This is a genomic window from Curtobacterium sp. MCLR17_007 (assembly GCF_003234655.2).
GTDB lineage: Bacteria > Actinomycetota > Actinomycetes > Actinomycetales > Microbacteriaceae > Curtobacterium.
The window spans coordinates 1059603-1071912 of sequence record NZ_CP126271.1; the positions used below are offsets into that span (position 1 = coordinate 1059603).

The 12310-nt window shown below is 71.8% G+C and carries 10 protein-coding genes, 1 tRNA gene and 1 riboswitch; of the genes, 5 read left to right on the forward strand and 6 right to left on the reverse strand.

Annotated features, from left to right (window positions below):
* Positions 1-31: 31 nt before the first annotated feature.
* From treZ to glgX, 3 genes are read right to left on the reverse strand one after another with little or no spacing between them, the layout of a single operon-like run.
* The gene (gene treZ / locus DEJ13_RS05120) at positions 32-1795 is read right to left on the reverse strand and encodes a malto-oligosyltrehalose trehalohydrolase (RefSeq protein ID WP_111108119.1); all 1764 of its coding nucleotides are present in this window, start codon (positions 1793-1795) and stop codon (positions 32-34) included.
* Positions 1792-4257, reverse strand: coding sequence for a malto-oligosyltrehalose synthase (gene treY / locus DEJ13_RS05125; protein WP_111108118.1), 2466 nt, complete (start codon positions 4255-4257; stop codon positions 1792-1794). The genes treZ and treY overlap by 4 nt, the downstream gene beginning before the upstream one ends.
* The gene (gene glgX / locus DEJ13_RS05130) at positions 4254-6500 is read right to left on the reverse strand and encodes a glycogen debranching protein GlgX (protein WP_111108117.1); all 2247 of its coding nucleotides are present in this window, start codon (positions 6498-6500) and stop codon (positions 4254-4256) included. Before glgX ends, treY begins: the two co-directional genes overlap by 4 nt.
* A gap of 117 nt (positions 6501-6617) precedes the next feature.
* On the opposite strand from glgX, the gene DEJ13_RS05135 reads away from it, so the two are divergent.
* From DEJ13_RS05135 to DEJ13_RS05155, 5 genes are all read left to right on the forward strand, one after another.
* Positions 6618-6938, forward strand: coding sequence for a hypothetical protein (locus tag DEJ13_RS05135; protein WP_056122020.1), 321 nt, complete (start codon positions 6618-6620; stop codon positions 6936-6938).
* A 67-nt stretch (positions 6939-7005) separates the two neighbouring features.
* A riboswitch (TPP riboswitch) is annotated at positions 7006-7117 on the forward strand.
* Positions 7109-7789, forward strand: coding sequence for an ECF transporter S component (locus DEJ13_RS05140; protein WP_111108140.1), 681 nt, complete (start codon positions 7109-7111; stop codon positions 7787-7789). Its footprint overlaps the riboswitch before it by 9 nt.
* Entirely contained in the window at positions 7786-9417 is a 1632-nt protein-coding gene (locus tag DEJ13_RS05145; protein ID WP_082517876.1) for an ABC transporter ATP-binding protein, read from the forward strand. The genes DEJ13_RS05140 and DEJ13_RS05145 overlap by 4 nt, the downstream gene beginning before the upstream one ends.
* Positions 9418-9476: 59 nt before the next feature.
* Entirely contained in the window at positions 9477-10283 is an 807-nt protein-coding gene (locus DEJ13_RS05150; RefSeq protein WP_258374203.1) for an energy-coupling factor transporter transmembrane component T family protein, read from the forward strand.
* On the forward strand, positions 10276-10845 hold the full coding sequence (locus tag DEJ13_RS05155; protein ID WP_258374202.1) for a nucleoside/nucleotide kinase family protein: 570 nt from the start codon (positions 10276-10278) through the stop codon (positions 10843-10845). The genes DEJ13_RS05150 and DEJ13_RS05155 overlap by 8 nt, the downstream gene beginning before the upstream one ends.
* 32 nt (positions 10846-10877) lie before the next feature.
* Here the strand turns inward: DEJ13_RS05155 and DEJ13_RS05160 are convergent, their stop codons facing one another.
* From DEJ13_RS05160 to orn, 3 genes are all read right to left on the reverse strand, one after another.
* Positions 10878-11222, reverse strand: coding sequence for a metallopeptidase family protein (locus DEJ13_RS05160; RefSeq protein WP_111108116.1), 345 nt, complete (start codon positions 11220-11222; stop codon positions 10878-10880).
* Positions 11223-11307: 85 nt separating this feature from the next.
* Positions 11308-11383, reverse strand: a tRNA-His gene (locus DEJ13_RS05165).
* Between the two features lie 67 nt (positions 11384-11450).
* A complete protein-coding gene (gene orn / locus DEJ13_RS05170) occupies positions 11451-12089 on the reverse strand; it encodes an oligoribonuclease (protein WP_111108115.1) in 639 nt (212 codons plus the stop codon).
* Positions 12090-12310: the final 221 nt, after the last annotated feature.

Here is a 12310-nt window from a genome sequence, read left to right on the forward strand (position 1 = left end):
CCCCTGTCATGCGTGGTGTCGCGGCGTCGCGTCAGCGCACGACCAGGATCCCGCGCCCGTTGCAGTGGACCGTCTCGGGGTCGTCGTCGTCGACCGAGGCGGCCCCGAAGGCGTAGAGGACCTCGCCGGTCGCCCCGGGCACCGGCACGGTTGCGGCGTCGTCGAGGAAGTTCACCACGACGTGCACCGGCGACGCGGTCGGACCGAGCAGCCCTCGGGTGAGCACGAGCCACCGCTGGTCCTCGTCGAACCGCACGGCGTTCGCCTCGTAGCGGGGGTCGACGAAGGCCTCGTCGGTGCGCCGGAGTGCGACGAGCACACGGTAGGCGCGCAGGATGGCCGATCCGCGCGCTGACGTCGCGTCGGACCAGTCGAGCTTGGAGTCCTGGAACGTCGCCGGGTCCTGCGGGTCGGGGACGACGGACTCGTCCCACCCGTGCTGTGCGAACTCCTTGATGCGTCCCTCGGCCGTCACCTTGCCGAGCTCGGGCTCGGGGTGCGAGGTGAAGAACTGCCACGGGGTGGTCGCGGCGAACTCCTCGCCCATGAACAGCATCGGCGTGAACGGGCCGAGCAGCGTCAGGGCAGCCGCGATGACCAGCCCCTCGTCGTCGAGCGTCGCGGCCAGGCGGTCTCCGGTGGCCCGGTTGCCGATCTGGTCGTGGTTCTGGTTCGCGACCACGAGCGCCGTCGCGGGGGAGGTGCCGCGGTCGATCGGACGACCGTGCCGCTTGCCGCGGAACGAGGACCAGGTGCCGTCGTGGAAGAAACCCTCGTGCAGCACCTTCGCCAGCGCCGACAGCGGCGCGAAGTCGGCGTAGTACCCGGTCGTCTCGCCCGTGAGCGCGACGTGCACCGCGTGGTGGAAGTCGTCGGACCACTGCCCGGCGAGCCCGTAGCCGGCGGCGTCCTGCGAGCGGAACATGATCGGGTCGTTCAGGTCGGACTCCGCGATCAACGAGCGCGGGATGCCCGTGAAGGTCGCGAACGCCTCGGACTCCGACGCCATCTCGGCCAGCACGTGCGGCCGCGAGGTGTCGCGGATCGCGTGCACGGCGTCGAGCCGGAGCCCGTCGACGTGGTGGTCGCGCAGCCACATCCGCACGTTGTCGAGGACGTAGCGGCGGACCTCGGGTTCTTCGACGTTGACCGAGTCGCCCCAGGTGTTCGCCAGGCCCTGCGTCAGGTACGGGCCGTACAGCGGCAGGTAGTTGCCGCTCGGACCGAGGTGGTTGTAGACGACGTCCTGGATCACGCCGAGCCCCAGCGCGTGCGCGGTGTCGACGAACCGGTCGTAGGCGTCCGGTCCACCGTACGGTGCGTGCACGGCGTACCACGCGACGCCGTCGTAGCCCCAGTTCCACTCGCCGTTGACGCCGTTGACCGGCAGCAGCTCGACGAACTCCACACCCAGTTCGACCAGGTGGTCGAGCTTGGCGGCGGCCGCGTCGAGCGTGCCCTCGGGCGTGTAGGTGCCGATGTGCATCTCGTAGATGACCGCCCCGCGGGCCGGACGACCCGTCCACGACTCGTCGGTCCAGGCGAACCGCGCGGGGTCGACGACCTCGGACGGGCCGTGCACGCCCTCGGGCTGCCAGCGGCTGCGGGGATCCGGTCGGACCGCGTCGTCGTCGTCGATGCGGAACCCGTAGCGAGCGCCCACGACGGGGACGATCGCATCGGTCCGCCACCAGTCGTCGTCGCCGCGGGTCAGCGGGTACTCGGCGCCGTCGACGACCAGGCGCACACGCTCAGGGGTCGGCGCCCAGACGGCATAACGGTCGGGTGCGGTCATGCGTGACCCTCCAGGATCTCGATCTCGGCCTGCGCGTCCGTCTCGGCCTGCGCGTCCGTCTCGGGTGCGGTCGCGTCGGGTCCGGCGGACTGGTCGGTCGCGGCGTCAGCGTGGCCGGCCGCACCGAGGCGGTCCGCCGGCACCAGCAGTGCGACGGGGTAGGTGGTGAGCAGCTCGGCGAGCTGGATGCCGCGCGTCGCCGGGATGCGCCGACCCGTGAGGACGTCGACGCGGTCGACCGGGACCGGGTGGATGCAGGTGTCACCCCACCCGCCGACCCGTTCGAGGCCGATCGGCAGTCGCGTGGCGACGGTCACCGCACCGCCGCGGTCGAAGGCGACCACGTGGTCGGCCGCGCTGCCCGTGGCCTCGACCGCGAGGTGCCGCGAGAAGAGGTCGGAGTGGTCGCGCCGCAGTCGCAGGGCACGGCTGGTGACCAGCAGCTTCGCGGCACCGTCGAGATCGACCGAGGGCAGGACTTCGGGGCCGTCGTCGTCGGGGCCGTCGAGTTCGGCCAGGACACGTCGGCGCTCGGCGTAGTCGACCGCACGGCGGTTGTCTGGGTCGACCAGGGAGCGGTCCCAGAACTCGGTGCCCTGGTAGACGTCGGGGACGCCGGGAGCGGTCAGCTGGACGAGCTTCAGTCCGAGGCCGTTCGACCAGCCGGCGGCGTTGATCCGGTCGTCGAGGTCGTCGAGCACGGCGACCACGGTCGGGTCGTCGAACGCGGCGTCGACGAGGGCGTGCATCCGACCCTCGAAGTCCTGGTCGGGGTCGGTCCACGTCGTGCTGTCGCCGGCCTCGCGCGACGCCTTCTCGGCGTAGGCGTGCAGGCGTTCCCGGCTGGCCGGACGGGCACCGACGATCGCCTGCCAGAGCAGGTTCGCGAACACCTCGTCCTCGAGCGGCGCGAGGGTGTTCAGCCGTCGGAACGTCTCGGTCCACTCGTCGCCCAGTTCGGCCAGCACCGCGATGCGGGCGCGGGTGTCCTCGCTCCGCTTGGTGTCGTGCGTGGTCAGCGTGGTCATCGTGTGCGGCCAGCTCGCCAGGCGCTCGCGCTGTGCGGCGTGGAACTCGTCCACCGTGACGGCGAAGATGCTGGGGTCGCCGCCGACCTCGCTGAGCGAGCTGAGCTTGGCGGAGCGGTAGAACGCGGTGTCCTCGACGCCCTTCGCCATCACCATGCCGCTCGTCTGCTGCAGACGGAGCCCCGCCGCACTGGACGGGTCCACCAGCGTGGGGGCGATGCGGTCGATGACGTCGCTCAGGTCCGGTCGGGTCTCGGCGGCGCCCTCGAGTGCGTCGATCAGGTACCGGGAACCCTCGGGGAGGTAGGTCCGGTACACGTCGAAGCACGCGATGACCTCGGCGAGGGCGTCGACCAGTCGAGCGTGGTCGATCTCGGACCCGTCGGCCTCGAGCAGTCGGGCCAGGCGCTCGACCTCGCTGCCGAGGATCCCGTCGGCGATGCCGCGGCGGGTGTCGTGGGTGAGGGCGTGCCAGTCGGCGGGCTCCGACTCGACGGTCGCCCAGAGGGACTCCTCGCCGCGGGGGTCCACGAACACGCGGTCCATGGTGCCGAGCGCGTCGTACCCGGTCGTGCCGTCGACCGGCCAGCTGGCGGGCAGTTCCTCGCCCGGTTCGAGGATCTTCTCGACGAGCGTGTAGGCGCCACCGGTCAGGGCGCGGAGGTCCTCGAGGTACCCGGCCGGGTCGTACAGGCCGTCCGGGTGGTCGATCCGGAGCCCGTCGACCAGGTCGTCGCGGAACCACTCGCCGATGACGGTGTGCGAGGCCGCGAAGACCTCGGGGTCCTCGACGCGGATCGCCGCGAGCGTGTTCACCGCGAAGAACCGGCGGTAGTTCAGGTCGTGGTCGGCGCGCTTCCAGTGGATGAACTCGTAGTGCTGCCGGTCGTGCACGGTCTGGACGTCGTCCCCGGGGTGCACCGTGCCGGGTGCCGTCGGGTAGGCCGTCGGTCCGACGCGCAGGACCGGGCTGTCCGGGTCGCTGATGTCGAGCTCGACCCCGTCGAGCATGCGGTCGTCGAGCACGGGGACCCGCAGGCGACCGTCACCGGCCTGCCAGTCGACGTCGAAGGCCGATGCGACCGGGCTCTCCTGGCCGCGCTCGAGCAGCGACCACCACCACGGGTTGGACTCCGGGGTGGCGACCCCGACGTGGTTCGGGACGATGTCCACGAGCACGCCGAGTCCGGCCGCGTGAGCCGCCTGTGTCAGCGCACGGAACGCGTCGTCGCCGCCGCGCTCGGTGTCGACGTGCGTGTGGTCGACCACGTCGTACCCGTGCGCGGAACCGGCCTCGGCCTGCAGCACGGGTGACAGGTAGAGCCAGTCCGCACCGAGGTCGCGCACGTACTCGACGACGTCGGTCGCGGCGGACAGGTCGAAGTCCGGCGAGACCTGCAGCCGGTAGGTCGAGACCGGGGTCCGCTTGGTCACTGGGGTGCTCCGTTCTGCGCCGTGGCGCTGGGGGCCGTGGAACCGGCCGGGTTCGCCGGGGTGACCGCGTCCTGCGGTGCCCGTGGCGCCGGGGCGCCGGCCGTCTGGGTGTCGACCGGGGTGACCGTGACTTCGTGGTCGGGCTCGGCGCGCAGCACGATCATCGACCGGGCCGGGACGTCGAGCGGCGACCCCGCGTCGAGGACGGTCTCGCGCGCTCCGGGTTCGGCCGTGTCGATCCGGACGGTCCACCCGGGGGAGTACTCCTCTGGCGGGAGCGTGAACCGCACGACGTCGTCGTGCGCGTTGAAGTAGGTGATGAAGGCCACGTCGGTGACCCGGTCGCCGCGGGCGTCGCGCCCCCGGATGCCGTCACCGTTGAGGTACATGCCGACGCTCTTGCCGAAGCCGGAGTCCCAGTCCTCGGGTTCCATCGCGTCGCCCGACGGCGTCAGCCACACCACGTCCGGCAGGGGTTCGTCCTGACCGCGCCGGACCGGACGGCCGTTGAAGTACCGGGTCCGTCGGAAGGTCGGGTGGTCGTGCCGGAGCTTGAGCAGGTCGGCGGTGAACTGGACGAGGTCCTGGTCCGCGGTCTCCCAGTCGATCCAGCTGATGGCGGAGTCCTGGGCATAGACGTTGTTGTTGCCCGACTGCGTGCGTCCGAGCTCGTCGCCGTGCGCGATCATCGGCACGCCCTGGCTCAGCAGCAGCGTCGCCAGGAAGTTCCGCTGCCGCTGGGTGCGCAGTGCGTTCACCGCCGGGTCGTCCGTCGGGCCCTCGGCCCCGGAGTTCCACGAGCGGTTGTGGCTCTCGCCGTCGTTGTTGTCCTCGCCGTTGGCCTGGTTGTGCTTCTCGTTGTAGGCGACCAGGTCGTACAGCGTGAAGCCGTCGTGCGCGGTGATGAAGTTGATGCTGGCCTTGGGGGTGCGGCCGTCGTGCTCGTACAGGTCGGCCGAGCCCGAGATGCGGGACGCGAACTCGCCGAGCGTCGAGGGCTCGCCGCGCCAGAAGTCGCGGACGGTGTCGCGGTACTTGCCGTTCCACTCGGACCACTGCGGGGGGAAGTTGCCGACCTGGTAGCCACCGGGGCCGACGTCCCACGGCTCGGCGATGAGCTTGACCTGCGACACGATCGGGTCCTGCTGGACCAGTTCGAAGAACGCCGACAGCCGGTCGACCTCGTAGAACTCACGGGCGAGTGCGGCCGCCAGGTCGAAGCGGAAGCCGTCGACGTGCATCTCGGTCACCCAGTAGCGCAGCGAGTCCATGATGAGCTGCAGCGAGTGCGGGTGGCCGACGTTGAGCGAGTTGCCGGTGCCCGTCACGTCCATGTAGTACCGCCTGTCGTCGTCCATCAGACGGTAGTAGGCGGCGTTGTCGATGCCGCGGAACGACAGCGTCGGGCCGAGGTGGTTGCCCTCGGCGGTGTGGTTGTAGACGACGTCGATGACCACTTCGATGCCGGCGCGGTGCAGCTCGCGCACCATCGTCTTGAACTCCTGCACCTGCTGGCCACCGTCGCCCGAGGACGAGTAGTGCGAGTGCGGTGCGAAGAAGCCGATGGTGTTGTAGCCCCAGTAGTTCGACAGGCCCTTGTCCTGCAGGGTCGAGTCGTTGACGAACTGGTGCACGGGCATGAGCTCGAGGGTGGTGATGCCCAGGCGCTGCAGGTGCTCGATGACCGCCGGGTGCCCCACGCCGGCGTACGTGCCGCGCTGGTCTTCGGGGACGTCGGGGTGGGTCTCGGTGAGGCCCTTGACGTGCGCTTCGTAGATGACGGTCTCGCCGTACGGGATGCGCGGGGCACGGTCGCCCTGCCAGTCGAAGAACGGGTTGATCACCACGCCCTTGACCATGTGCGCGGCCGAGTCCTCGTCGTTGGTCGAGTCGGGGTCACCGAACGTGTACGAGAACAGCGACTGGTCCCAGTCGATGTCGCCACTCGTGGCCTTGGCGTAGGGGTCGAGCAGCAGCTTGGCGGGGTTGCAGCGCGAGCCGGTCGCGGGGTCGTACGCGCCGTGGACGCGGAACCCGTAGAGCTGTCCGGGGCCGATGTTCGGCAGGTAGGCGTGCCAGACGTAGGCGTCGACCTCGACGAGCGGGACGCACTCCTCGGTGCCGTCGTCGTCGAAGAGGCAGAGCTCCACGCGTTCGGCCACCTCGCTGAAGATCGCGAAGTTCGTCCCACTGCCGTCGTACGTCGCGCCGAGCGGGTAGGGGTTGCCGGGCCAGGTGTGCAAACGAGCCTCCAGGTGTCTCGATGAGCGTATCGACGCCTTCCTGTGCTGTCCGCCGCCCCGAGGGGCCTGTGGACAGCTCCAACCGCTCACAGGGGTGCTCCGGAGTAACCTCACGCCATGACCAACATCGTCACGCAGATCGCAGACAAGGTGCGCCCCGTCGGCGTCTCCACGAACTACGGAGACCCGGTCGAGGTCGGTGACCAGACACTCATCCCGGTGTCGGTCGGCTGGTTCGGCTTCGGGGGTGGCGGCGACGACCAGAACGGGGGCGGTGGTGGCGGCGGCGCGACGCTCCCCGTCGGCGCCTACGTCCGTCGCCCCGGCAAGGACCTGGAGTTCGAACCGAACCTCATCTCGCTCATGGTGGTGTGCATCCCGGTCATCTGGGTCACGGGCACGGTCCTCCGCAAGCTCATCCGCGTCCTCAAGAAGTAGGCCCGACCGAGCACGAGCACGACACCACTGCCGGACGTCACAACCGTGGCGTCCGGCAGTACACTGCTGGGACACACACGGGAGTCCGGGATCGCCGGGCTGAGAGGGAGCGAGCAGCGCTCCGACCGTCGAACCTGATCCGGGTCATGCCGGCGCAGGGAGGAGTCCACATGCCTGTCGGCACGTCATCAGCAGTTCCGTCCACCACGGTGCCCACCGCGCGCCGTTCCCTCCGCTGGCGGGTCGTCGACATCGTCGTCGCCAGCGTCCTGGCCGTCGCCGTCGGCGTGGTCTTCAAGCTCTGGGAGCTCGGCTACGAGCCGCTCTCCGCCGCGGTCGCCCTGCTCCTGCCCGGCACGCAGGCCCTGTTCGGCGGGGTCTGGCTCCTGGCCGGTCCGATCGTCGCGATCGTCGTGCGCAAGCCGGGTGCGGCCCTCTTCGCCGAGATCGTCGCCGCCAGCGTCGAGGCGCTGCTCGGGACGCAGTGGGGCTGGAGCACGCTCGAAGCCGGTCTCGTCCAGGGGCTCGGCGCGGAGATCGTCCTTGCGCTGTTCCTGTACCGCGTGTACCGACTGCCCGTGGTCGTCCTCGCCGGGGCCGCCGCCGGTCTCGCGATGGGCATCAACGACTCGGTGCTCTGGTACGCCGGGTACGACGCCGCGTTCAAGGGCGTCTACATCGTCTGCGGGACGATCTCGGGTGCGGTCATCGCCGGCCTCGGTTCGTGGCTCATCGTCCGCGCCCTCGCCCGCACCGGGGTGCTGTCCTCGTTCGCGGCCGGTCGCGAGCACGCCGGTGGCGGACGCGGCGGTCGCGAGCACGGCGGGCGCCGCCCGACCACCGCGGCGTGACCGGGGCGGGTACGCACCCCGCCCGGATCGAGTTCCGCGACTGGGGCTGGCGCTACGCCGGGCGGGACGCCTGGGCGGTCCGCGGCCTCGACCTGCTGGTCGAACCCGGGGAACGCGTGGCCGTCGTCGGTGCCTCGGGTGCCGGCAAGTCGACGCTGCTGCGTGCCGTCGCGGCGGTCCTCTCCGACGAACCCGACCCCGACGACGAGACCGCTGCGTCCGTGCAGGGAACGGTGCTCGTCGACGGAGCGGCGCCCGGGACCGTCCGCGGCCGGGTGGGTCTGGTCATGCAGGACCCCGAGGCCCACACCGTGATGTCCCGTGTCGGCGACGACGTGGCCTTCGGCTGCGAGAACCTGGGCGTGCCGCGGGCCGAGACCTGGGCGCGCGTGCGGGCAGCGCTGGACGTCGTGGGACTCGACCTGCCGCTCGACCGCTCCACGACCATGCTGTCGGGCGGCCAGCGGCAGCGTCTGGCGCTCGCCGGGGTGCTCGCGATGCGCCCCGGCGGGCTCGTGCTCGACGAGCCGTGCGCCAACCTCGACCCCGACGGCGTCCGGCAGGTGCACGACGCGGTCCGTTCCCTGCTCGACGACACCGGCGCGACGATGCTCGTGGTGGAGCACCGGATCGGCACGTGGCTCGACCTGGTCGACCGGCTCGTGCTGCTGGCCCCCGGCGGCGGTGTGCTGGCTGACGGTCCGCCCGCCCGGGTCCTGGGCGAGCACGCCGCGTCCCTGACCGCAGCCGGCGTCTGGGTGCCCGGCGCGGATCCGGCGCAGGGTTCCGCTCGGTCGCCCGACCCCGTGCGCGGACCGGTCGGTCACCCGGACCTGCTCGTGGCAGCGGGGCTCGGCACGGCCCGGGGGAAGCGTCATCCCGTCGGGCACGGCATCGACCTCACCATCCGTGCCGGCGAGGTGCTGGCCGTCACGGGGCCGAACGGCGTCGGCAAGTCGACGCTCGGCCTGACGCTCGCCGGACTCCTGCGCCCCGCGGACGGCACGCTCCGCGCAACCGACGCACTCACGACGACGACCGCCACCCCGGCGGCCACGACGACCACGACGACCACGACGACCGCCACCCCGGCGGCCACGACGACCACGACGACCACGACGACCGCCACCCCGGCGACCACGACGACCGACGCTGCCCCGCACGCCTGGACCAGCCGCCAGCTCGCCGCCCGCATCGGCACGGTCTTCCAGGACCCGGAGCACCAGTTCGTCGCCCGCACCGTCCGCGAGGAACTCGCCGCCGGCCCGGTCGCCCTCGGCACCGACCCCGATGAGGTCGCGGCCCGCGTCGACGACCTCCTCGCGGCGTTCGGCCTCGCCCACCTGGCGGACGCGAACCCCTTCACGCTGTCCGGGGGAGAGCAGCGCCGGCTGGCGATCGGCACCGTCGCGGCCACGCGTCCGCCGGTCCTCGTGCTCGACGAACCGACCTCGGGGCAGGACCGAGCCACGTGGCAGGCCGTCGTCGGACGGCTCGGTGCCCTCGCGGACGCCGGGACCGCCGTCGTCGCCGTCACGCACGACCGGGACCTCGTCCGTGCGCTCGACGCCCGCGAGGTCGTCCTCACCGCCACCGGCCTGACCGACCCGACCCCGGATCCGTCGTGACCGCCCCGACGACGCGCGCCGACGCGCCCGGACCAGCCGGACCTCCCGGGCGATCCGGCGTGCCGGTCGAACGCAGCACCGGCGAGCCGGCCGACCGCAGCACCGCCGTGCCCACCGCTTCCGGGGCGCGCCGCCCCGTCCAGCCCGTCGCGACCCTGCTCGGCGTGCTCGGACTCGGGCTGTGCCTGGTCCTCAGCCTCGACGTCGTGTCGGCCGCCGTGGCCCTGGCCCTCGAGCTGGCACTCGCACCGCTCCTCCGGGTCCCGGTCCGCCGGTTGCTGTTGGTCGCGTCCCCGGTGCTGCTCGCGGTTCCGCTGACCGGGGTGAGCATCGCGCTGTACGGACGGGCCTCCGGCCGGGAGTGGTTCGACCTCGGCTTCGCCCACGTCACGGACGGGTCCCTGGAGCTGGCGCTGGCGACGATGCTGCGGGTGCTCGCCGTCGGGCTGCCGAGTGTCGCGCTGTTCGTGCGCGTCGACCCGACGGACCTGGCCGACGGGCTCGCGCAGGTGCTGCGACTGCCGGCGCGCTTCGTGCTCGGGGCACTCGCGGCGATCCGGATGACGACCCTCCTCGGCCAGGACTGGCGGCAGCTCGGGATGGCGCGGCGCGCACGCGGGCTCGGCGACGGTCCGCGGCTCCGGCGCGGGGCCTCGATGGCGTTCGCGCTGCTCGTCATCGCGCTGCGGCGGGCGACGACGTTGGCCGTCGCGATGGAGTCCCGCGGCTTCGGCGCCCCCGGACGACGGACGTGGGCCCGGGCGGCGCCGTTCGGCGGACGGGAGTGGGGCATGGTCGCGCTCCTGGTCGGCATCGGGCTCGTCTCGATCGCGGTGTCGGTGGCGGCGGGCACCTGGCGTGCCTGAGACGGACGACCTGGAGGCACGCCTCGCCTCCGTCAGGCAGCTCGCCTCCGTCGGGCGGCTCGCCTCGCTGTCGCGTTCGGCTCCACCTGGGGCCGGCGGTCGCTCGGTCGTCCTGGTCGACGGACGTTCCGGGACCGGGAAGACCACGCTCGGCGCGGCGCTGGCCCGTGAGCTCGGTGCGCAGCTGGTGCACCTCGACGACGTCTACCCGGGGTGGGACGGGCTCCGGGCTGCTGCGGACGCGGTGGTCTCGGACGTGTTGGGTCAGCCCTCGGGCCACCGACGCTGGGACTGGGGTGCCTCGGCACCGGCGGACTGGGTCGAACTCGACCCGTCCGCGCCGATCGTGATCGAGGGGTGCGGGGCGCTCTCGCGGGCGTCGGCTCCGCTGGCGTCGGTACGGGTGTGGCTCACCGCGGACGAGGTCGTCCGGAAGCGTCGGGCACTCGACCGGGACGGTGAGGTGTTCCGGGCGGAGTGGGACCGGTGGGCACGGCAGGAGGACGCGTTCATCGCCGCGGAGCACCCCGAGGCGTTGGCGGACGTGGTGCTGCGGTCCTGAGCGGCGGTCCCGGCGGGGCTGTCAGCGCGGGCTCATGCCCACCCGAGCTCGTGCAGGCGTTCGTCGTCGATGCCGTGGAAGTGCCCGATCTCGTGCACGAGGGTGGTGTGGACCTCGTCGCGGAGCTCCTGCTCGGTGTCGCACGCGGCCAGGTGCTGCTTCCGGAACACCACGATCCGGTCGGGCAGCTCGCCGAAGCCGTACTGGCCGCGCTCGGTCGCCGCGACGCCGTCGTAGATGCCGAAGAGCTCGGAGCCGTCCTCGGGTTCGTCCTCGACGACGAAGACGACGTTGTCGAGGCCGTCGACCATCTCGTCCGGGAGCAGGTCGAGTTCGTCGGTCACGAGGGCTTCGAAGGCCTCGGGGGACATCTCCATCACGGCATCGATCGTGGCACGGGTGCCTGCGAAGACGGGAGAAGGGCCCCGTCGCGACGGGGCCCTTCGTTCCAGTGTTCAGAACTGGGGTGAGTAACGGGGCTCGAACCCGCGACCTCCTAGACCACAACCAGGCGCTCTACCAGCTGAGCTATACCCACCACGTGCACTCCGGCGAACCGGAAGCAACCACTCGATTGTAGTACACGCCGGAGGTCCCGCGGGACACTACTCGGCGGACTCCGGTGCCAGGCGCGGCGCCCAGGCGGCGACGACCTCGGCGGACACGGCGCGGACGTCGTCGGTCGTGGGCCCGGGCTCCGCGACGAAGCCCGCACGCCGGTAGTACTCGAGCTCGCGGATCGACTCGAGGATGTCCGCCAGGGCGCGGTGCCCGCCGTGCTTCTCGGGGGCGTTGAAGTACACGCGCGGGAACCAGCGCCGGCAGAGCTCCTTGATGCTCGACACGTCGACGCTCCGGTAGTGCAGGTGCCCGTCGACGCGCGGCATGTACTTCGCGAGGAACGCGCGGTCGGTGCCGATCGTGTTGCCCGCCAGGGGAGCGGCGCCCTCGGCGGGGACGTGGGCGAGGATGTACTCGAGCACCTGGTACTCGGCGTCCGCCAGGGACACGCCGTTCGGGATCTCCTCGGCCAGGCCCGACGTCGCGTGCATGTTCGTCACGAACTCGTTCATGTTGTCGAGCGCCGACTGGTCGGGCTTGATCACGATGTCGAAGCCGGGGTGCACGGGGTTCAGGTCGAAGTCGGTGACGACCACGGCCACCTCGACGAGTTCGTCGACCTCGACGTCGAGGCCCGTCATCTCGCAGTCGATCCAGACGAGGCGGTCATTCGCTGTTGCCATGCACACGATCCTATTCCCGGCCACGGACGCGGCCGGACGGCTGGGGATGACCCGCCCCCTGGAGGCCCGGTGCCGGTCCGCCGGACCTGCTGCGGGCCTCCAGGCGGTCCCGCTCAGAGCCCCGCTCGCCCTGGCCAAGTCTCCGCCTGCCCCGCTCCGCTCCCTGCAGCCCCCGCTCCGCTCCTCGAGCGGGCGGAGTGCCGGGGTGGTCCGGTTGCGGA

Excerpts from the sequence above, each read along its gene's own strand:
- treZ (WP_111108119.1), bottom strand. The coding sequence starts at position 1,795 with ATGACCGCACCCGACCGTTATGCCGTCTGGGCGCCGACCCCTGAGCGT.
- DEJ13_RS05135 (WP_056122020.1), top strand. The coding sequence starts at position 6,618 with ATGACCAACATCGTCACGCAGATCGCAGACAAGGTGCGCCCCGTCGGC.
- DEJ13_RS05140 (WP_111108140.1), top strand. The coding sequence starts at position 7,109 with ATGCCTGTCGGCACGTCATCAGCAGTTCCGTCCACCACGGTGCCCACC.
- DEJ13_RS05160 (WP_111108116.1), bottom strand. The coding sequence starts at position 11,222 with ATGGAGATGTCCCCCGAGGCCTTCGAAGCCCTCGTGACCGACGAACTC.
- orn (WP_111108115.1), bottom strand. The coding sequence starts at position 12,089 with ATGGCAACAGCGAATGACCGCCTCGTCTGGATCGACTGCGAGATGACG.